At 54.6% G+C, this 20190-nt stretch carries 20 protein-coding genes; 8 read left to right on the forward strand and 12 right to left on the reverse strand.

Features of this window, described 5'->3' with window-relative positions:
- The first annotated feature begins 145 nt into the window (after nt 1-145).
- Nucleotides 146-1000: a bifunctional methylenetetrahydrofolate dehydrogenase/methenyltetrahydrofolate cyclohydrolase FolD gene (gene folD / locus Q4551_RS02615; RefSeq protein WP_303431631.1), complete on the forward strand. Its 855-nt coding sequence runs from the start codon at nt 146-148 to the stop codon at nt 998-1000.
- Between the two features lie 132 nt (nt 1001-1132).
- On the opposite strand, the gene cysS is transcribed toward folD, so the two are convergent.
- Together cysS and Q4551_RS02625 are read right to left on the reverse strand one after the other, a co-directional pair.
- The gene (cysS, locus tag Q4551_RS02620; RefSeq protein WP_303431632.1) at nt 1133-2503 is read right to left on the reverse strand and encodes a cysteine--tRNA ligase; all 1371 of its coding nucleotides are present in this window, start codon (nt 2501-2503) and stop codon (nt 1133-1135) included.
- Between the two features lie 7 nt (nt 2504-2510).
- Nucleotides 2511-4181: a glutamine--tRNA ligase/YqeY domain fusion protein gene (locus Q4551_RS02625; protein WP_303431633.1), complete on the reverse strand. Its 1671-nt coding sequence runs from the start codon at nt 4179-4181 to the stop codon at nt 2511-2513.
- Nucleotides 4182-4375: 194 nt separating this feature from the next.
- On the opposite strand from Q4551_RS02625, the gene Q4551_RS02630 reads away from it, so the two are divergent.
- Nucleotides 4376-4873 (forward strand): peptidylprolyl isomerase, encoded by a 498-nt coding sequence (locus Q4551_RS02630; RefSeq protein ID WP_303431634.1) that lies wholly within the window; start codon nt 4376-4378, stop codon nt 4871-4873.
- Nucleotides 4873-5613: a UDP-2,3-diacylglucosamine diphosphatase gene (locus Q4551_RS02635; RefSeq protein WP_303431635.1), complete on the forward strand. Its 741-nt coding sequence runs from the start codon at nt 4873-4875 to the stop codon at nt 5611-5613. Before Q4551_RS02630 ends, Q4551_RS02635 begins: the two co-directional genes overlap by 1 nt.
- Before the next feature lie 42 nt (nt 5614-5655).
- On the opposite strand, the gene murB is transcribed toward Q4551_RS02635, so the two are convergent.
- The 8 genes from murB to Q4551_RS02675 form a co-directional block, all read right to left on the reverse strand.
- Entirely contained in the window at nt 5656-6660 is a 1005-nt protein-coding gene (murB, locus tag Q4551_RS02640; RefSeq protein WP_303431721.1) for a UDP-N-acetylmuramate dehydrogenase, read from the reverse strand.
- A 17-nt stretch (nt 6661-6677) separates the two neighbouring features.
- On the reverse strand, nt 6678-7205 hold the full coding sequence (locus tag Q4551_RS02645) for a low molecular weight protein-tyrosine-phosphatase (RefSeq protein WP_303431636.1): 528 nt from the start codon (nt 7203-7205) through the stop codon (nt 6678-6680).
- Nucleotides 7205-7417 carry a Trm112 family protein gene (locus Q4551_RS02650; RefSeq protein WP_303431637.1) on the reverse strand — a complete coding sequence of 71 codons (213 nt, stop codon included), beginning with the start codon at nt 7415-7417 and terminating at the stop codon, nt 7205-7207. Before Q4551_RS02650 ends, Q4551_RS02645 begins: the two co-directional genes overlap by 1 nt.
- Nucleotides 7410-8402: a tetraacyldisaccharide 4'-kinase gene (lpxK, locus tag Q4551_RS02655; RefSeq protein WP_303431638.1), complete on the reverse strand. Its 993-nt coding sequence runs from the start codon at nt 8400-8402 to the stop codon at nt 7410-7412. The genes Q4551_RS02650 and lpxK overlap by 8 nt, the downstream gene beginning before the upstream one ends.
- Nucleotides 8395-10185 carry a lipid A export permease/ATP-binding protein MsbA gene (gene msbA, locus Q4551_RS02660; protein ID WP_303431640.1) on the reverse strand — a complete coding sequence of 597 codons (1791 nt, stop codon included), beginning with the start codon at nt 10183-10185 and terminating at the stop codon, nt 8395-8397. Before msbA ends, lpxK begins: the two co-directional genes overlap by 8 nt.
- Nucleotides 10175-10597 carry a biopolymer transporter ExbD gene (locus Q4551_RS02665; RefSeq protein WP_303431641.1) on the reverse strand — a complete coding sequence of 141 codons (423 nt, stop codon included), beginning with the start codon at nt 10595-10597 and terminating at the stop codon, nt 10175-10177. Before Q4551_RS02665 ends, msbA begins: the two co-directional genes overlap by 11 nt.
- Nucleotides 10594-11229, reverse strand: coding sequence for a MotA/TolQ/ExbB proton channel family protein (locus tag Q4551_RS02670; protein ID WP_303431643.1), 636 nt, complete (start codon nt 11227-11229; stop codon nt 10594-10596). Before Q4551_RS02670 ends, Q4551_RS02665 begins: the two co-directional genes overlap by 4 nt.
- A 181-nt stretch (nt 11230-11410) precedes the next feature.
- The gene (locus tag Q4551_RS02675; RefSeq protein ID WP_368501355.1) at nt 11411-13888 is read right to left on the reverse strand and encodes a DNA internalization-related competence protein ComEC/Rec2; all 2478 of its coding nucleotides are present in this window, start codon (nt 13886-13888) and stop codon (nt 11411-11413) included.
- Between the two features lie 57 nt (nt 13889-13945).
- On the opposite strand from Q4551_RS02675, the gene Q4551_RS02680 reads away from it, so the two are divergent.
- A complete protein-coding gene (locus Q4551_RS02680; protein ID WP_303431644.1) occupies nt 13946-14557 on the forward strand; it encodes a DUF2062 domain-containing protein in 612 nt (203 codons plus the stop codon).
- Between the two features lie 2 nt (nt 14558-14559).
- Here Q4551_RS02680 and Q4551_RS02685 read toward each other — a convergent pair whose 3' ends face one another.
- Nucleotides 14560-15255: an ABC transporter ATP-binding protein gene (locus Q4551_RS02685; protein WP_303431645.1), complete on the reverse strand. Its 696-nt coding sequence runs from the start codon at nt 15253-15255 to the stop codon at nt 14560-14562.
- Nucleotides 15248-16498: a lipoprotein-releasing ABC transporter permease subunit gene (locus Q4551_RS02690; RefSeq protein WP_303431646.1), complete on the reverse strand. Its 1251-nt coding sequence runs from the start codon at nt 16496-16498 to the stop codon at nt 15248-15250. The genes Q4551_RS02685 and Q4551_RS02690 overlap by 8 nt, the downstream gene beginning before the upstream one ends.
- Before the next feature lie 215 nt (nt 16499-16713).
- Here Q4551_RS02690 and Q4551_RS02695 point away from each other — a divergent pair, with 215 nt between their 5' ends.
- The 4 genes from Q4551_RS02695 (at nt 16714) to Q4551_RS02710 (ending at nt 20153) form a co-directional block, all read left to right on the forward strand.
- Nucleotides 16714-17736 carry an agmatine deiminase family protein gene (locus Q4551_RS02695; RefSeq protein ID WP_303431647.1) on the forward strand — a complete coding sequence of 341 codons (1023 nt, stop codon included), beginning with the start codon at nt 16714-16716 and terminating at the stop codon, nt 17734-17736.
- Nucleotides 17729-18631, forward strand: coding sequence for a carbon-nitrogen hydrolase (locus Q4551_RS02700; RefSeq protein ID WP_303431648.1), 903 nt, complete (start codon nt 17729-17731; stop codon nt 18629-18631). Before Q4551_RS02695 ends, Q4551_RS02700 begins: the two co-directional genes overlap by 8 nt.
- 69 nt (nt 18632-18700) lie before the next feature.
- Nucleotides 18701-19333, forward strand: a complete 633-nt coding sequence (locus tag Q4551_RS02705; RefSeq protein WP_303431649.1) for a histidine phosphatase family protein — start codon at nt 18701-18703, stop codon at nt 19331-19333.
- A 142-nt stretch (nt 19334-19475) separates the two neighbouring features.
- Entirely contained in the window at nt 19476-20153 is a 678-nt protein-coding gene (locus Q4551_RS02710) for a hypothetical protein (RefSeq protein ID WP_303431651.1), read from the forward strand.
- The last annotated feature ends 37 nt before the right edge of the window (nt 20154-20190 follow it).

Genomic DNA, 20190 nt, shown 5'->3' on the forward strand with positions numbered 1-20190 from the left:
AAAATATTTCGATAAAACAAATACTTCACTGCTTTTGGCGAGAAACTGCCTGATAACTGATCAGTCATTTAGCTGTCGCTTTGTTTTCCTTCGTGGGCGTGAGAAAATTGCAACAGATACATCTCTACAACAGGTTTTTCATTTCATGACCGCACAACTGATTGACGGTAACGCCAGAGCGGAAGCTATCCGCACGCACATCCAGCAACAGGTTACCGAGCGCCAACAGCAAGGCAAACGCCTGCCAGGGCTGGCTGTTATCCTGGTAGGAGAAGATCCCGCTTCTCAAGTGTATGTCGCCCACAAACGCCGGGACTGCGAGCAGGTTGGTATTGCCAGCAAGGCCTATGACCTGCCAGCAAGCACCACGCAACAGGAACTGCTGACACTGATTGAGCAGCTGAATGACGATGCCACCATCGATGGCATTCTGGTGCAACTCCCCCTCCCCGATGGTTTGCGAGCCGACGAGATTCTTGAACGCATCGACCCAACCAAGGATGTCGACGGCTTCCATCCGTTTAATATGGGTCGCCTTGCCCAGCGCATCCCCCTGCTCCGCCCTTGTACTCCAGCGGGTATCATTGACTTGCTCGACAGCACTGGCAAAAAACTGGCGGGCATGCACGCGGTTGTCGTGGGGGCATCCAATATCGTTGGGCGACCAATGGGGCTTGAATTATTATTACGTGGCTGCACCGTCACTACTTGCCATCGCTTTACCCAAAACCTGGAGCAACACGTACGCCAGGCCGACTTGTTGGTGGTTGCCGTTGGCAAGCCCGGTATTGTCGATAGCGAATGGATCAAGGAAGGGGCAATCGTGATTGATGTGGGCATCAATCGCACACCAGAAGGCCGCTTGATTGGTGATATTGAATTTGCCGAGGCCGCCAGCCGTGCGTCATACATCACCCCGGTTCCGGGCGGTGTGGGGCCAATGACACGCGCCAAACTACTGGAAAATACCTTGTTTGCCTGCGAAAACCTGCATACCTGAGGCCGTTACAGGCATTCCCCGCCAGACAGCCCATACAGCAACAAGAAACACAACAGCCCGGACATGCCGGGCTGTTGTGTTCATCAGGATCGCTATCAGACGTGAAGGATCAACAGATCAGGCTGTGGTCGACTACTGCTTGATCCAGGTCGTTCCTTCCGGCCCATCTTTCAATACAATTCCCTTGGCAGCCAGCGTATCCCGCACCGCATCAGCCGCGGCAAAGTCCTTGGCTTTCTTGGCATCCAGTCGCTGCTGGATCATGGTTTCAATCCAGTCGGCTTCATCTCCAGCACCAGCCTGGAAAAAATCTTTCGGCTCCGACTGCAAGCACCCCAAAACCGACCCCAGATAACGTAATTGCCCGGCCAGTGTTGCCTGCTCTGCCCCCTCGGCCTTGTTAATGGCCCGCGCCAACTCAAACAGCACGGCAATTGCTTCCGGGGTGTTGAAGTCATCATCCATTGCTGCATGAAAACGTGCAGAAAAATCATTTTCCACATCTTCGATAGCACCAACCTCAACTCCATCCAGGGCATTATAGAAACGCTCCAGACGAGTGTGTGATTCCTTCAGGCTCTCTTCGCTGTAGTTGATCGCACTGCGATACTGGCTCGACAGCAGCAAAAAACGCACAACTTCAGCAGGGTACTTGTCGAGAATTTCGCGGATGGTAAAAAAGTTACCCAATGACTTGGACATCTTTTCACCATCAACCCGCACCGCCCCGGCATGCATCCAGGTATTGACGTAATGCGCCCCATTGGCGGCCTCGGACTGGGCTATTTCGTTTTCATGGTGTGGGAATTTCAGATCTGGCCCACCACCATGAATATCGAAAGTATCCCCCAGGCAGCATTTGGACATGGCAGAACACTCGACATGCCAGCCAGGGCGGCCGATTCCCCAGGGTGATTCCCAATGTGGCTCGTCCGGTTTGGCTGACTTCCACAACACAAAGTCGAGAGGATCCTGCTTGTGTTCGTCAACACCGATCCGCGCACCCGCTTCCAGTTCATCCAGTACCTTGCCCGACAACTTGCCATAGCCGTCGAACTTGCGTACCGAGTAATACACATCGCCATTGGCTGCAGGATAGGCAAAGCCTTTGTCAATCAGGGTCTCAATCAGGGCAACAATATCGTCGATATGGGCTGTTGCACGTGGCTCCGCATCGGGCATTTCGATCCCGAGTGATGCGGAGTCCTTGTGCATCTCATCAATAAACCGCTCAGTCAGCACATTGAATGCTTCGCCATTTTCATTGGCCCGAGTGATGATCTTGTCATCGATGTCGGTGATGTTGCGAACATAGTTGACTTCAAAGCCACGATGGCGCAAATACCGCGCAATCACATCAAAGGCAATCATCACCCGGGCATGGCCCAGGTGACAGTAGTCGTAAACTGTCATGCCACAGACGTACATGCCAACCTTTCCGGGCACCAGGGGTGTAAACACCTCTTTTTGACGGGTCAGGGTGTTGTAAACGGACAATGCCATAACAGGTTTAATCCTTTTTCAGTTCTTTGTCTTCACGCAGGCCAATCGTCAAGTTAAACACAGGCGCTGCAGCGGTATGATCTTTCTGGTCAGAAACGTAATACCCTTCACGTTCAAACTGGAAGTGCGTTTCAGGGGCAATGGATGCCAATGCCGGCTCAATCCAGCCATGCACAACCGTCAGTGATTCCGGATTGATCAACTCCATCAGGTCGCCTTCAGCCTTGTCTGGCGTTACATGGGTAAACAGCCGCTGGTACAGGCGCAATTCAGCCTGTACGCCGTGACTCGCCGAGACCCAGTGCACGACCCCTTTGGGCTTGTTGCCGTCTTCAGGGTCCACACCCAAGGTGTTTTCAATCAGTTGGGCACGTACCAATACAACCTGTCCGGCGTCGTTTTTCTCGTAATCCGTGGCTTCAATTACATAGCCATGACGCAGGCGAATGCGCTTGCCGGGGGTGAATTTCTTCTTGAACTTCTTGCTGTACTCTTCCTTGAAGTCGTCTTGATCAATAAACAACTCACGAGTAAAGGGCATTGCGCGACTGCCCAGATCCAGCTCCTGGTGGTAGTCCGCACTCAGCATTTCCAGATGATCTTCGGCAAGATTCTCAATTACCACCTTGAGTGGATTGATCACACACATGGCTCGCGGCGCATGACGATTCAGGTCATCACGCACGGCATGTTCCAGCATGGCGACGTCGACCAGACCATCGGAGCGGGTAACACCGATCATATCGCAGAAATTACGGATGGAACGCGGGGTAAAGCCACGGCGACGCATACCTGAAATGGTTGGCATGCGTGGGTCATCCCAGCCACTAACGATCTGGTTATCAACAAGTGCTTTCAGTTTACGCTTCGAGGTAACGGTATAATCAAGATTCAGGCGACCAAATTCATACTGTTTTGGCTCTACCGGTACCGGCAGATGGGCAATAAACCACTCGTACAATGGCCGGTGATCTTCAAACTCCAGCGTACAGACGGAATGCGTTACGCCTTCAATGGCGTCCGACTGACCATGGGTAAAGTCGTAGGTCGGATAAATACACCACTTGTCCCCGGTCTGATGATGGGACACCTTGCGAATACGGTAGATGATCGGGTCGCGCAAGTTCATATTGCCCGAGGCCATATCTATTTTGGCACGTAACACACAGGCGCCTTCGTCAAATTCACCCAGCCGCATTTTTTCGAACAGCGCCAGGTTTTCATCCACACTGCGCTCCCGGTACGGGCTGTTTTTACCCGCCTCTGTCAGGGTGCCGCGGTACTGGCGTGCCTCTTCTGCGCTCAAGTCACACACATAGGCATTGCCGGTGCGAATCAGATGCAGCGCCCACTCGTGCAGCTGATCAAAATAATCTGAAGCGTAGTGGATGTCGCCCTGCCATTGAAAGCCAAGCCATTGCACATCAGCCTTGATGGCATCGATAAACTCCTGGCTTTCCTTTTCCGGGTTGGTGTCATCAAAACGCAAATTGCAACCACCGCCAAACTGCTCCGCTACGCCGAAATTCAGGCAGATGGATTTTGCATGACCAACATGCAAATAGCCGTTGGGCTCGGGTGGAAAACGGGTAACCACCCGTTGTACTTTGCCACCGGCGAGATCTTCTTCAATGATTTTGGCAACGAAGTTGTTACCACGAGCAGGAGCGTCTGTCATAACCACCTTAAAGCAAAAAATAATTGGCTCGCAGGGCGCTGCAGCCACCAGAATGGCATTTCCTCATGCCAGACAAGCATTTGCAACGCTGTAAGCCCGTAAAAAAGGCGCTATTATACGCACCCGAACACGCATGTGTTACACGAATTCATACGTATCACGCTCCAGTGATTCAACAACCGGAAGACAGTTATATGATTCTGCTTAAAACCAACTTCGGCGATATCAAGATTGAGCTGAACCACGAAAAAGCCCCGATAACAGCAGCCAACTTTGAAAGCTATGTCAAAGACGGTTTTTATGACGGCCTGATTTTCCACCGTGTCATCGATAACTTTATGGTTCAGGGCGGTGGCTTTACGCCCGGCATGACCGAAAAACCGGAAGGCAAGGAACCAATCAAGAACGAAGCAGACAACGGCCTGAAAAATACCACTGGCACACTGGCCATGGCTCGTACCATGGATCCTCACTCCGCCAGCAGCCAGTTCTTTATCAACGTCAAGGACAATGACTTCCTGAACCATACTGGCAAAAACATGCAGGGCTGGGGTTATTGCGTATTCGGCGAAGTCGTCGAAGGCATGGAAGTGGTCAACCGTATCAAGGCGGTTGAGACCACCAACAAGCTGGGCCATGGTGATGTACCAGTCGAAGACGTTTTGATCGAGAAAATGGAAATTATCGACTAATGGCTGTCTATTTCATCTCCGACCTGCATCTGACATCAGAAAAACCCGCCATTACTGCCGGTTTTTTGTCGTTTATCAACCAGTTGGTCGATGCCGAGGCCTTGTATATTCTGGGAGATTTTTTTGAGGTCTGGATCGGGGATGATATTGCTACCGGGCTGACTCGCCAGGTAGAGCAGGCGCTGGCGGCATTAAGCCAGCGCCATTGCGCCGTTTATATCATGCATGGTAATCGCGACTTCCTCATTGGTGCTGACTTCTGCCAGCGCACCGGTAGTCAGCTGCTGGATGAGTACGCCACCATCACACTGGGCAATGCACCCATCCTGTTACTTCATGGTGACAGTCTCTGTACCCGTGATCTGGAATACCAACAGGTGCGGCACATGTTCCGCAACCCGCAATGGCAACAGCAATTCCTCAGCCAGAGCATCGACGAGCGTATCGCCTTCGCCCGCCAGGCGCGCGAGCAGAGCCAGAAAAGCGGCCAAATGAAAGACAATGACATTATGGATGTCACCCTCTCCGAAGTAGACAAAGCGCTGGACGATGCCGGAGTCGATATCATGATTCATGGCCATACCCACCGCCCCGCCACCCATGAGTGGCAACACCAGGGCAAATGGCGACAACGCTGGGTACTGGGAGACTGGAGTGAACAAGATGGCTGGATGATCCGCTGGAGCGAGGACGATGGCCTGGTGCTAAAACAGTTTCCGCTACGGCTTGCTATCCAGTAACGGAACATACCCAACAGCGGTACACTTTGCCCAGCCCAAGTCTCACGCGCCGAAGATCTGCGGCTCGGGTTCCAACCTGACCCCAAAACGCCGCCATACCGAATCAACCACGGCCTGTTGCAATGCCTGCACCTGTACCAGGGTGGCGGTTTCCGGGGCAGTCAATACCAGTGCTTGCTGCTGATGCATACGGACCGGCCCCAATGATTTCCCTCTCCAGCCACACTGATCAACCAGCCACCCCGCCGCCAGTTTTCGTTGTTGTGGCAAGCGAGCGGAATAAACCGGCAAGTCTGGGTAACGGGATTTCAGACCATCAGCGACAGCGGTCGATACCAGTGGATTTTTGAAAAAAGATCCGGCATTGGGTAGCTGCGCCGGGTCGGGCAAGCGGGATTGCCGAATAGCACATACTGCAGCAATCAGGCTCTCTGGCGTCATTCGACCAGCAGCACAAGCCTGTTCTGCTGCCCACTGGGCCAACGGCGCATAAGAAAGGTTGGGCGAAAACTGTCGCTTGAGTGCAAACACCACCCGTACAACAATAAAATCATTGGCCAGTTCATGGCGAAAAATGGAATCCCGATAATCAAACCGGCAGGCCTGACGGGAGAGAATACGCCACTGCCGCGTACTGATCTGAAAGCCTTCAACCTGCTCGATCAATTCAGCGACTTCCACGCCATAAGCACCAATATTCTGTACCGGCGCGGCACCAACAGTACCGGGAATCAGTGCCAGATTTTCCAGCCCATGGCCAAACGTCGTACTGTTTAATACCCAGTCATGCCAATTCATGCCAGCATCAACGGCGACGGTCAGTGTCTCTTGAGTACACGTACGAACCGTGACAGCGGTCATCGCCGATTGTAATACCAGTCCATTAACTTGAGCCGGCATCAGTACATTACTGCCGCCGCCAATCATGCGAATGGGGAGCTGGTGGCTAGCCGCCCATTCCATGTGCTCCAACAGATCGGAAAGATCGCCAAAACGAGCAAAAAATTCGCTGCGCCCCGGTAAAGCCAAGGTGTTCATGGCCGACATATCCACGTTGGCGCAAATCAAGAGACAAGCCCTGACTGCCGTCGAATCTCTGCCAGCAAGCCTCGACAGCCATCTTCAACCATGTCCAGCACCTGGTCGAAGCCATCATCTCCGCCATAATACGGATCCGGCACATCCAGCAATGGAGTATTGTGCGCAAACTGTAAAAACCGGGATGGCGTTGTCACTATAGCGCCATCAGTCTGTAAGCCTTGTTGTTCCCTGGCGAGCTGTTGCAATTCGACCAGGTTGGCACTGTCCATCGCTAACACATAGTCAAACACCTGCAGGTCTTCAGCGATCACTTGCCGTGCTTTCAGTACCGACAGGTTATACCCGCGGCCAGCCGCGGCACTGATTGCCCGCGAATCCGGACACTTGCCGATATGCCAGGCAGCCGTACCAGCTGAGTCTATGCGCACTCGATCGGATAATCCGGCGTTATCCACCATTTTCTGGAAAACGCCGTGAGCGGTCGGTGAACGACAAATATTACCCAGGCAAACAAATAACACCGACAGTTGTGGTGTAGCCGTCACGGTCATTATGGCTGGGCAGTCGTGGCTGATTGGGATTTGTCGAGCTTTTCGTCAACCGACAGACGGCGAGCTTCACCTTCCAGCATAACCGGCACACCATCAACAATAGGGAAAGCCAGGCCATCGAAAGTGCATAACAATTCTTGTGCTTCAGCATCGTATTTCAGCTTGCCCTTGCACAGTGGGCATACCAGCATCGCCAGTAGTTGTTTATCCATGGTATTTCTCTCCCCAGGTTGTCAGCAAGGTATCCAGAGCCTGCCGGGTAGAACGGTCAGGCACTGCATCCACCGGTACGTACCAGCAATTTTCAGTTACAAAGGACCGGCATTTTACCCAGTCCTTTTCGGTCATCACCACCGGCTTGTTATCGTCAAAAGCCAGATCATTCGCAGTAAAAGGATGATGATCCGCAAACGGGTGTTCAAGGGGTGTCAGGCCCAGCTGTCGCAAGGTATTGAAAAACCGTTCCGGGTGGCCAATCCCCGCGACGGCGTGAACCTCTTCATTCGCCAAGGTTAGCAGATCCATACGCTCAGCCGTGATCGCATTAATCATCGCCAACGGTTGCAGCACGAAATCCTTGCCGTTCACAATCACCCGATCGACACTGTCGAGCCGGGTTTCAGGTTCACGTAATGGCCCGATAGGTAATAACCAGCCGTTACCAAAACCCCGTTCGCCATCAACAACAACCAGCTCGGCGACTCGTGCCATGGCGTAATGCTGCAGGCCATCATCACTCAATACCAGGTCGACCTTGCCAGCCAGATAGTCAACCGCCCGTTTGCGCTGAGGATCAACCACCACGGGGCATCCCAGGCGCTCAAACAGTAATTTTGGCTCATCGCCGCATTCACTGGCAGAGGTATCTTGCCGCACTTCCAAAGGGTAGTTATCCGTCTCACCGCCATAACCACGACTGACAATGCCAACACGCATATTCATTTCCTGGGCGCGATTAGCCAACCAGATGATCAGAGGGGTTTTGCCAGTACCACCCACACTGATATTGCCCACCACGATCACAGGGACCGCCGATGACAGGGGTGGCAACAGCGCATAGAAAAAGCGCCGCAACGTAACGGCCAGCCAGAACAGCCCTTGCAGTGGCAACAGCCAGATATTGAATAACGGCGACCGGTACCAGTGGCGCTCGATCCAGCGCGCCAGGCCATTGGTCTGCTTTACGCCGTCAGACATGCTTGCCTTCCGAGCCGAACTGCATCAGATACAGCTGCGAGTAGATGCCGCCCTGCTCCAACAGCTCCAGATGCGTACCGTCTTCAACCACGCGCCCGCTGTCCATTACCAGAATCCGGTCGACATGTTCAATCGTACTGAGGCGATGGGCAATAACAAAGGTGGTGCGCCCTTTCATGACCTCTTCCATGGCGGCCTGAATATGGCGCTCGGAACCGGTATCCAGTGCCGAGGTGGCTTCATCCAGAATCAGCACGGGAGCATCCTTCAGAATCGCCCGGGCGATTGCAATACGTTGACGCTGGCCGCCGGACAGCAATACGCCATTTTCACCCAGGCGGGTATCGTACCCGTTGGGCAATTGCTCGATAAACTCATCCGCATGGGCAGCTCGCGCCGCCGCCAGCACCTGCTCATCGGTATACTGCCCGGCCCGGCCATAGGCAATATTGTCACGCACCGAGCCGTCAAACAAAGTGACCTGTTGGCCGACAATGGCGATTTGCCGCCGCAAGCTGTCCAGAGTCAGATCCCGCAGATCAATACCATCCAGACGAATAACGCCGTCACTGACATCATAGAAACGAGGCAGCATGTTCACCAAACTGGTTTTGCCACTGCCCGATTTACCAACAATCGCCACCGAGGTGCCCGCTGTGATATCGAGACTCACCGATTTAACCGCAGGTTCCGCCGCTCCGGCATATTGCAAGACCACGTTTTCCAGCGACATGGTGCCATTGGCCCGATCGATTGTCTGGGTGCCGGTATCGCGCTCTTCATCCGCATCCAGCACCGTGAAGATGGACTCTGCGGCGGCCAGGCCGCGCTGCACCATGGCATTGATATCGGTCAACGCCCGCAATGGCTTGGCAATCAGGGAAGCAGCAGTAATAAACTGGAAAAAGTCTGCACTGGTCATGGAGCCGGCAGCCACGCGCTGGAACATGACAAAAATCATCACCCCCAACCCGATTGATACGATCTGTTGGGTCAGTGGCACACTGATGGCATTGGTCAGCTCAAACTTGAGCGCCTGCTTGCGATTGTATTCGCTGGCGGCAGTAAACCGGCTGCGTTCATAGTCAACACCACCAAAGGTACGCACTTCGCGATAGCCCTTGATGCTGTCGTTAGTGACCTGGGTGACATCCCCTACCGACTGCTGCACCCGGCGGCTGTAACGGCGGAAAAACCGGCTCGCCAGCCCGACCACCGCAACAATAAACGGTACCAGCACCAGAAACACCAGTGTCAGGGTGTAATCCAGATAAATCAGGTAGCCCATCAGGAAAATGACCGTCAGACCTTCCTGGATCAATGTCGTCAGGGCTCTGGTTGAAGCCCCCGACACCTGATCCACATCAAAGGTGACCCTGGAGATCAGGCGGCCACTGGATTCACCATCATAAAAGGCACTTGGCAGCCGCGTCATTTTACCAAACAGTTCAACCCGCAAGGAGTGAACAACGTTACGGCCGACAATGGCGATAAAATACTTGCCCAGAAACGTACCGACACCCCGATAAAAGAACGTCCCCATCAGCAAGCCGATCAACAGCAGGATTTTCTGCTCGGTCGGGTCACGTAACGTTTCTTCAACCAGGCCCATCAAATGTGCCAGTACCGGTTGTGCCGAGGCGTATAATGCCAGCCCCAGCACACTGATCAGAAATGCGCCCTTGTGAGGCCAGACATAACGTAACAGGCGCTTGTAGAGTGTTTTGACGTCTTGCTGTTTCAGTGCCTTGTCCGCCGGATTACGCTCAGGATCAACTGCCATTGCTTGGCTGCCTGGTGGTAATACTGATATTAACCAATCCCAACTGCCCCGCTGCATCCATCGCCTTGACGACCGATGCATGTGTCGCGTTGGCATCGGCAGTAATAATCAGTGGCGCGGTCTTGCGGCCATCAAGCACCTTGAAAATCGCCCGTTTCAAGGTTTCCAGCTGCTGATTGATCAGCTGCTGTTCATTGACGGAATATTCGCCGGTGGCAGAGACCACGACCTCGATCGATGCCGCTGGTACAGCCTTGTCACTGGCAGCGGCTTCAGGCAAATCGATACTCAGGTGGCTTTCCTGGGTAAAGGTGGTCGACACCATAAAAAAGATCAGCAACAAAAAAACAATGTCGATCAGAGGCGTCAGGTTAACCGCCACCTCTTCTCGCTGCTGGCGTTTGAAATTCACTGACTGGCCTCTGAATTATCTACCACTTCCCGATCACCATGAAGAACATCGACCAGCTTGATGGATTCCTGCTCCATAAACACCACAATGTCATCGATTCGACGCTGCAACATGCGATGACACACCAGCGCGGGTATCGCAATCATCAGCCCGGCCGCGGTTGTCACCAGCGCCTCGGAGATACCACCGGCCAGTACACTGGCTTGCCCGGTGCCCTGGATCATGATTTCCGAAAACACCTTGATCATACCGATCACCGTACCCAGCAAACCCAGCAGCGGTGCAACCGCGGCCACGGTGCCCAGGGCATTCAGATAGCGCTCCAGAATATGAATTTCCTGGGAAGCCACTTCCTCGATGCTCTCTTTCATGATTTGACGACCATGGCGAGAATTTACCAGCCCGGCAGCCAGCACCCGTCCCAGCGGGCAAGACTCCTGCAGTTCGCGAATACGCTCGGCATTCAACTGCTTGTTTTTCATCCATGACCAGATTTTGGCCAACAAATCAGGAGGCGCAACCTGTACTACACGCAGCGTCCAGAAACGCTCAACGCTGATGCCTAATGCCAGTACCGAACACAGAATGATTGGTACCATCATCCAACCACCGCTCTGGATGATCTCAAACATGCACAGTCTCTCCATAAGTCAATTTGCGCGCTACTCTAGCACAAGCCCAGAGCTTGCATAAGACCATCGCCACCACCATCACAACAGCCTGAAACCCCTGTCACATCTCCGACAGAGCATTGCCCACAGCCGAATCGAACAGTTTTTATCCAACCAGCGGATATCACCGGTAACACCGGCATCAGAGTTGACGCCAGGGCGGTGCCCAGCCATCCCGGACAGCCGTCACCGTACCGGTCTGATCCATACGGATTGCGCCACGATCAATGGTGGATAGCCAGGGGATACCCAGACGCTCCAGGCGCTCAATCACGCTGGTCGATGGATGCCGGTAACGGTTGTTGAATCCGGCAGAAATCCACACCTGCCCTGGCGCAACCTGCTGCAAAAACAACCGGGAGGAGGAACTGGCACTGCCATGGTGGGACGCAACCAGCACATCGGAGCGCAACTCGCTGCCATAACGTGCGACCAATGCCTGCTCCGCCAGCCGGGAAATATCCCCGGGTACCAGAACCCGCCGCCCGAACCACTCAAGCTGCAGCACACAAGAGGCATCATTGTCGTTATCGTGAAGGTGTTCAGCCGTACGCAAGAAACGAAAACGCACAGCCATCGGCTCGACAAAACCTGTCGACGCGGTGGTGGGAACATCCACAGACCATAAACGCCAGCGATCGTCCCCATGACAGGTTTGCACCGACGCCAGGGGCCACGTCAGCCCGGCATCCCGAATCAAGGGACGATAAGCGGCTGGCGGCTGACCCAGCCAGATACGCGCGTTATGGCCATTAAAACCACTGACGTTGTTGGCTCGCTGTTGTAACCAGATATTCAGACCGCCAGCATGATCCGAATCGCTGTGACTCAGCACCAGGTCGGTTACTGCAGGATTCCCCAGACGCCGCAAAGATGGCAACAGCATAAATTCGGCAGCACTGAATTCAGGACCAAATGAAGCACCCAGGTCATACACCAATGCCTTGCCGCCGGCACTGACCACCAAGCTCTGCCCTTGCCCCACATCCAGCAAGCGTACCTGCGGCGGGGCCGGTGCATGCCAACCCCGGGGAGAAAACACCACCGCCAGCGCCACACTTATGACCAGAAAGGACAACCCGGGCCGCAACCCCAAATACACCAGCAGCATCAACAACAGCACTGCAGCCAATATCGTGTCGGGCAGAAACGTTACAACCGGCAAGGGCCACTCAAGCGCCTGCTCCAATCCGAGCCACCAGATAGCATCCAGCTGTTCCATTGCAGCGACAGCCCAGTCCACAGGCCAAACCAGCAACAAAAATGACAGTGGCAACATCACCAGCCCCAGTACAGGGATAGCAATTGCGTTACACAGTAAATGCACCCACCCCACCGCCTGCCCCCACCACAGCATCAAGGGTAACAAGCCCAGAAATACCAGCCATTGTGGCAGCCATAATCCCTGCCACAGATTAACCCGTCGGCCGCCCAGAAATAACAACAAGGACGCCACTGCCATCATCGAAAAACCGAAACCTGCGGAGGTAAACATCAGGGGATTGACCAGCAGTACAATGACAAAGGCATAAGACAGCGCGGCCACCGGTGCCAGTCGACGGCGCAAGCCCATCACCAGCAACACAACCAGCAACATAATCCAGGCCCGCTGCAACGCGATGCCCGCCCCGGCCAACAGCGCATACACAAGACACACCGTAGCGATCCATATGCCGCTGCCCCACAAGCGTCGCCCGGCATTTATTTCATACACAGGTGCCAACAAGCGGACAACCAGACCCATCAGCAAACCACACACGCCAGCGACCAAACCCAAGTGCAGGCCACTCACCACCAACAGATGCAAGGTGCCGTTATCCCGGGCCAATTGCCAGTGTCGCGGACTGAACGCATCCTGAATACCAAATACCAGGCCTGCTACCCAGCGGCGGCCAGACGCTGAGGGAATATGCTGCAGTCGCTCCAGACCGTACTGCCGCCATTGTGTCAGCAAGGACACCTCTGGTGCTGCGTTATCTATCGCTATACCAGAGGCCGCAATCGAGCGGATATAACCACGGCCATCAATGCCCTGGCGCAACATCCAGGCTTCATAATCAAAGGGCAAGCCATTGGCAAACCCCCGAATGGCTCGCAAACGGACCTGGGCGCGCAGTGTATCGCCCACCTGCAACACAGGTTCGGCCTGGTAATAACCCAGGACCAGACGTCGTAATGGCGGCAACTGCTGATCTCCAGCCAAGCCATCCAGCGGATGCTGCTGTATTACAGCAACGGTAACTTTCTGATAACCATCAGCCGGTTTGTCATGTCTGTTTTTATCGGCGGCTGGTGACGTGGAGGCATGGCTCGATACCGCTTGCAGACTATCGCCTTCCCGGGCGATCACCTCCAGCACCAGCTCGACATCGGTACGATCCAAAGACGCAGGCAAGCGGTGCTGGAGCTGCAAAGACAACCAGAGTTGGCCATAGATACTGGCGAATGACATCACGGCCAGCGCAACCAGCCAGCGAACCGTTATTCCAGTACGACACGAATGACTCGTCCGCTGCAGAAGCCATAGAAGAATCCAGATTATCGCGAAAAAAAGACCACTCCAGGGAACCATAACCCCAAGAATGATGCCGGCACCCGCCGCGACACATAGATGTTGCATTGCCACTCCCTGGCAGAATCGGCATAATCGCCGCGCATTCAAGCAACGGCGGCTCTCATGCCAAAGAAACTTCTCAAACGCATTTTTCCGACACCGGAACAGGTCCAGACCAACAAGTCACTGCAGTTCCTGTCCCCGCTATTCGCCAAACCGAATTTATGGCACCTGAATCGTCGTTCAGTGGCCAGAGCTTTTTTGGTCGGGCTGTTTGCTGCGTTTCTGCCGTTACCATTTCAAATGGGCATTGCCGCCCTGATTGCTTTTTATGCCAATGCCAATATGCCGATTTCTGTGGGGCTGGTGTGGATCAGTAATCCGCTGACCATTCCCCCTATTTTTTACACGACCTATCTCTTTGGCACCTGGATTCTCAACACACCCTCACGAGAATTTCATATTGAGCTATCACTGGACTGGGTGCTTACTGAGCTGACCCAGGTCTGGGAACCGCTGATCGTTGGGTCACTGACCACCGGGATCGTGCTGGGTGTCGCCAGTTATTTTATTGTTGACTGGAGTTGGCGCAAGCATGTTTGGGACAACTGGAAAAAACGCGCCGCCCGAGTACCAAAAGTGGTCAAAGAGGTGGTAACCGGCCACCACGAGCATCACAACCAATCTCCGGAACAGGACAGCGACGATCGCCGCAACAGCAACGATCAGTCTTGATATCAGCCCATCACCGGGTCCACGGATACCAGCGTCTGCTCTTTCAGCCGCAAACACCGGTCCATACGCCGCGCCAATGATTCGTCGTGGGTTACCAGTACAAACGCGGTATCCACCTGTTTAATCAACTCCAACATCACAGCTTCAACCTGGGCCGCGGTTTGCTGATCAAGATTTCCTGTCGGCTCATCCATTAGCACCAGCTTTGGCCGATTGACAATCGCCCGGGCAATAGCAGTTCGCTGTCGCTCACCACCGGACAATTCCGATGGCTTGTGATCACAGCGCGACGCCATTCCCAAACGCTCCAGACACTCCCGCGCCCGTTGTTCCGCAGCCGCCGTCGCCACGCCAGCCAGCAGCTGCGGCAACATCACGTTTTCCAGCGCCGAAAACTCCGGCAACAGGTGGTGAAACTGATACACAAAACCAATGCTCTGGTTACGTAAACGGGTACGGGCTGCTTCATCCAGCGCATGAACATCTTCTCCCCCCAACAGTACCTGCCCTTCATCCAGAGAATCCAGCCCACCCAATACATTCAACAAGGTGGTTTTGCCAGAGCCGGACGACCCCACAATCGCCAGGGTTTCACCGGCGGCCAGCTCAATATCCACCTGTTTCCAGACGGTGACCGACTGCGGGCCACTGGTGTAAGTCTTGCGTAACCCCTTCGCCACCAGAATCGGATTATTCATAACGTAACGCCTCCGCAGGCTGAATCCGGGACGCGCGCCAGGATGGATAGAGAGTGGCCAGAAAACTCAACAGTAACGATGCCGATACCACCACCGCAACATCACTCAACAGCAACTGGGACGGCAAATATGAGATGAAATACACATCGGAGCTGAGAATCTGAAAACCAAATAATTTTTCTGCCCAAGCGACCAGATCCGAAATAGACAACGCCGCCATCACACCCAACACGGTGCCAAGCAACACCCCCACAATACCGATCGATAACCCCTGCACCATAAAGATCGCCATAACGGTACGCGGCTTGGCACCCATGGTACGTAAAATGGCAATGTCGGCTTGCTTGTCAGTCACCACCATCACCAGTGTCGAAATAATATTAAACGCGGCCACTGCCACAATAATCAGCAGCAGCAAACCAATCATGGTCTTTTCCATGCGGATGGCTGAAAACAGATTTCCCTGGGTGCGGGTCCAGTCACTGCCGGAATAACGGCCGTCAAGATTATTGACCAGCTGCCAAATCAAATCCGGGGCATCAAACAAGTTGGTAAACTTGATGCGTAACGACTTGGCCTCACCGTCCAAACGCCCCAGCTTGGCGGCATCCTGCAAATGCACCACCGCCAGATTGGAATCCAGTTCCGCACCCACAGAAAACAAACCAACGACCGTTAATCGCCGCACCCGTGGAATCACCCCCGCCGGGCTAAAGGTCGCTTCCGGCAGCATCAAGGTCAGCTTGTCACCGACCACCACACCGAGGCTGCGAGCCAGCAAATCACCCAGCAGCACCCCATACTCACCGGGCTGCAAATCGGTGATTGAGCCGGCGGTCATATGATCAGGCAAAATCGACACTCGTGACTCAGCCTCTGGAGCGACCCCCGTGACCATCACCCCCTTGACCCGACCATTCACTCCCATCATGCCCTGCAGTCGTGTCAGCGGTGCACTCGCTTCAACGCCGGGGAATTGCTCGACCCGAGCCGCCAGCGCTTGCCAGTCCTGAATACCACCGGCCTCATACAGCACGCCATGAGGCACCATCCCCAGAATGCGTTGCCGTAACTCCCGATCAAAACCGTTCATCACCGACAGCACCAGAATCAACACCGCCACCCCCAGGGTCATACCGACCATGGAAGACGCCGAAATAAACGAAATAAAGTGATTGCGGCGCTTGGCCGACAAATAACGCAACCCAATGCCCAGTGGCAAACTGCCCGGAGACAACGACATAATTAATCTGTTCCTGTAACCCGAAAGACATCTGAAGGCGCGGCTGCCACTCAGAGAGGCGCAAGTTTGCCCGAGACCGGCGACAAAGGCGAATCTCACCCTGTACCCGACCGCAAAAGTTGCGATAATCGCGCCACTGAGAACCCGGCCAACCGCCAGAGTTCAGCCCTGTTTGCTTGTTGCCCGCCGTGGCAGTCACCCAAGAGAATCCGTCATTGAAGAAACGCATGCCCGCCGAATGGGAACCACAATCTGCCGTACAACTGACCTGGCCCACCAAAAGCAGTGACTGGGCACCCTTTTTGCCCCGTATTGAACCGGTTTTCCACGCGCTGGTGGCCTGTATCAGCCAGCAGCAACAGGTCATCATCAGCTGTGGCTCGGATCAGGATGCCAGTCGCCTGCGCCACCTTTACCAGAACCACGCCCCAGTACAGGTATTTCGAGCCGACAACAACGACACCTGGGCAAGAGACCACGGCCCGGTCAGCGTCTACCACAATGACCAGCTGACGCTGGTGGATTTCCTGTTTAATGGCTGGGGTGGCAAATACGACCACCACCACGACAACCAGATCAGCGCCACACTGCAGCAACTGGGCGCTTATGGCGAGACACCACTGACCGCCAGCGACTGGATTCTGGAAGGTGGCAGCCTCGAAACCGATGGTCTGGGTACTCTGCTGACGACAGAAAACTGCCTGCTGAACCCGAACCGCAATCCGACCCTGACCAAAGGCATGATCGAGTCACGACTGGCTGAAGATCTCGGCATTGACCGGGTATTGTGGCTCAAGCATGGCCACCTGGAGGGTGATGACACCGATGCCCATATCGATACCCTGGCACGCTTCTGCACCCCTTCCAGCATCGCCTACTGTCAGGCTCGGCAGTCCGATGACCATTATCAATCCCTGCACGCCATGGAGCAGGAACTGCAGGCTCTGCGCCAACGCAATGGCAAGCCTTACCAGCTGATTCCCTTGCCGCTCCCCAGTCCGATACGCAACACCGATGGCGAGCGCCTGCCCGCCACCTACGCCAACTTCCTGATTATCAACCACGCTGTTTTGCTGCCCGTGTACGGCGTCGCAGAAGACACTATCGCGGTTGAACGTATCATGCAGGCTTTTCCCAATCATTGGGTGCACCCGATCAACTGTCGTCCCATTGTTGAGCAGTACGGTTCGTTACACTGCCTGACCATGCAACTTCATCAGGAGACCAGCCATGTCTGATTCATCCCTGCTCGCGGTAGCTGCCATCCAGCAAGCCTGGCACGGCAGCAAAGCCGCCACCCTGGACCGCACCGAGCAACTGATCCGTGACGCCGCCGCCCAACAGGCACAACTGGTGTGCCTGCAAGAACTGCATGCCGGGCCGTATTTCTGCCAGCACCAGGCCGCCGACGTCTTTGACCTTGCAGAAACCATCGACGGCCCAACCGCCCAACGACTCGGCGCTCTGGCAGCCGAACTGCAACTGGTGATCGTTGGCTCCATTTTTGAGCGCCGTGGCAAGGGCGTTTACCACAACACCGCACTGGTTTTTGATGGCTCGGCCGAGCTGGCTGGTTTTTACCGCAAGATGCACATTCCCGACGACCCCGGCTTTTACGAAAAATATTATTTTATCCCCGGCGATGCCGATGAACCGGGTTTTCATCCTATTGCAACGTCTATCGGTAAACTGGGAGTACTGGTGTGTTGGGATCAATGGTATCCGGAAGCGGCCCGACTGATGGCTCTGGCCGATGCCGACATCCTGATCTACCCTACGGCCATTGGCTGGGACCCGACGGAACAGGCCGATGAAAACACCCGTCAGACCGACGCCTGGATCACGGTACAACGCGGCCATGCGGTGGCCAACAACCTGCCGGTGGTCGCAATTAACCGGGTTGGCCACGAAGCCGATCCGACAGCGGTAACCGATGGCATCCAGTTCTGGGGCAACAGCTTTATCTGTGGTGGCCAGGGGGAGTTTCTGGCCCAGGCAGACGCCAGTACCGAACAAGTATTGATGGCCAGCATCGACCTGGATCGTACCGAACAACTCAGACGCATTTGGCCCTACTTTCGCGATCGTCGAGTAGATGCCTATGGCGATCTGACCAAACGCTACCGCCGCTGATCAACGCAACGTTCTTGCGGGCAGCGTCGTTGGCTTATTCACTGACGCTGCACTGGCAAGGAATCAACCATGACCTTTCTGAACAGACTCTACTGTATCTCTCCGCGCCAACACCTCAACCTCAGCACACCACAAGTCGCCATACTGGTACTGGTGCTACTGTTCTGCTTACCGCTCAAACTGCAGGCAGAACCGTCCTTGAGCCCCGACCAACTGTGGCAGCAATTACAGCAGCCCGGCTATCTGTTGATGATGCGCTCCGCTCGTGCCCCCGGATTTGGTGACCCAGCCAACTTCGACCTGACCGATTGCAGCACCCAAAGGAACCTCTCCAACGAGGGGAAAGATCATGCCCGCCGCATTGGTGACGCCTTGCGCCAGCACCATATCACCGACGTACAGCTTTATAGCAGCCACTGGTGCCGGACCCAGGAAACCGCCCGGCTGCTTGATCTGGGCACTCCCACGCCGTTGGCAGCACTCGACAAACGCCCTCACAGCCACGACGCCCAGTCATCACAACCAGATGCTCTGGAGCAATGGATTCAGCAACAGCCGCTCACCACGCCGGTACTGCTGGTAACACATCAGGCTAATATCACCGCCATAACGGGCATACACACTCGCTCTGGCGATCTGGTTGTTATCAGAAAAAATTCGAATGGCAGCCTGGTAGTGGCGGGCAAACTGTATATCCATTGAACAACACCCCACAGGCAGTGGGATAACGGCCAACAATCGTTGCCAGCGTCATCGCTAATAGCCCACACATGAAAAAGTCGGGTGACGTCATCGCTGCATCCGCATAAAGTAGCAGGACTGTCCGAGCAACGAAAAGTCCGTTATGACCCCGAGCCATATTTGTCCGTTTATATCCGTTTCTTTTTATTCACAGCAACGCCTTGCCTCACTGCTGGCATTGCTGGCTCTGGTACTTTGGGGTGCCCTGAGTCAACAAGCAGCGGCGGCGGAAGAAGTGGAAGCATCGGATCAATATGAACAAAAGCTGATCAACCAGCTGCTGTGGGACAGCCTGAAGCAGTCACCAGGATTTGTTTTGCTGATACCGACGGCCGAAGCACATGGCGATCAACGCCCAGGCAGCACAAATACAGCCGAGTGTTACCAGCGCTTTAATCTGACTGAACATGGCGAGGTACTTGCCCGACGTTTTTATAACACCCTGCGCCGTAACGGCATTCACAAGGCGCTGACCTACTCGAGCCAATGGTGCCCTGCATTGGAGACCGCCACACGCCTGGGGCTGGGCTATGTACATGAGCTGGCGTTGCTGAATGAATTTCCGGATGACGTCCAGGTTATCAGCACCCTGCAAACGATCCAGCTGAAAAACTGGATCACCAGGTTGGAGTACAACCGCAAAAACCTGCTGGTTCTGGTGACGCACCCCGATATCATGGCAGCAATCAGCGGCCAGATACCTGAGCCGCAGCATATGCAGGTGATGAACTTCAACACCCGCGACCAGTTGACCTACGTTGGCAGCTTGCCGCTCAACTGACCATTCGCTCGCTTATCAGTCCATTATCAGCCCACTA

The sequence above is a fragment of the Oceanobacter sp. 5_MG-2023 genome (assembly GCF_030548165.1).
Lineage (GTDB): Bacteria > Pseudomonadota > Gammaproteobacteria > Pseudomonadales > Oceanobacteraceae > Oceanobacter.

Coding starts and splice junctions, on each gene's coding strand:
- folD (WP_303431631.1), top strand. CDS start 146: ATGACCGCACAACTGATTGACGGTAACGCCAGAGCGGAAGCTATCCGC.
- cysS (WP_303431632.1), bottom strand. CDS start 2,503: ATGGCATTGTCCGTTTACAACACCCTGACCCGTCAAAAAGAGGTGTTT.
- Q4551_RS02625 (WP_303431633.1), bottom strand. CDS start 4,181: ATGACAGACGCTCCTGCTCGTGGTAACAACTTCGTTGCCAAAATCATT.
- Q4551_RS02630 (WP_303431634.1), top strand. CDS start 4,376: ATGATTCTGCTTAAAACCAACTTCGGCGATATCAAGATTGAGCTGAAC.
- Q4551_RS02635 (WP_303431635.1), top strand. CDS start 4,873: ATGGCTGTCTATTTCATCTCCGACCTGCATCTGACATCAGAAAAACCC.
- murB (WP_303431721.1), bottom strand. CDS start 6,660: ATGTCGGCCATGAACACCTTGGCTTTACCGGGGCGCAGCGAATTTTTT.
- Q4551_RS02645 (WP_303431636.1), bottom strand. CDS start 7,205: ATGACCGTGACGGCTACACCACAACTGTCGGTGTTATTTGTTTGCCTG.
- Q4551_RS02650 (WP_303431637.1), bottom strand. CDS start 7,417: ATGGATAAACAACTACTGGCGATGCTGGTATGCCCACTGTGCAAGGGC.
- lpxK (WP_303431638.1), bottom strand. CDS start 8,402: ATGTCTGACGGCGTAAAGCAGACCAATGGCCTGGCGCGCTGGATCGAG.
- msbA (WP_303431640.1), bottom strand. CDS start 10,185: ATGGCAGTTGATCCTGAGCGTAATCCGGCGGACAAGGCACTGAAACAG.
- Q4551_RS02670 (WP_303431643.1), bottom strand. CDS start 11,229: ATGTTTGAGATCATCCAGAGCGGTGGTTGGATGATGGTACCAATCATT.
- Q4551_RS02675 (WP_368501355.1), bottom strand. CDS start 13,888: ATGCAACATCTATGTGTCGCGGCGGGTGCCGGCATCATTCTTGGGGTT.
- Q4551_RS02680 (WP_303431644.1), top strand. CDS start 13,946: ATGCCAAAGAAACTTCTCAAACGCATTTTTCCGACACCGGAACAGGTC.
- Q4551_RS02685 (WP_303431645.1), bottom strand. CDS start 15,255: ATGAATAATCCGATTCTGGTGGCGAAGGGGTTACGCAAGACTTACACC.
- Q4551_RS02690 (WP_303431646.1), bottom strand. CDS start 16,498: ATGTCGTTGTCTCCGGGCAGTTTGCCACTGGGCATTGGGTTGCGTTAT.
- Q4551_RS02700 (WP_303431648.1), top strand. CDS start 17,729: ATGTCTGATTCATCCCTGCTCGCGGTAGCTGCCATCCAGCAAGCCTGG.
- Q4551_RS02705 (WP_303431649.1), top strand. CDS start 18,701: ATGACCTTTCTGAACAGACTCTACTGTATCTCTCCGCGCCAACACCTC.
- Q4551_RS02710 (WP_303431651.1), top strand. CDS start 19,476: ATGACCCCGAGCCATATTTGTCCGTTTATATCCGTTTCTTTTTATTCA.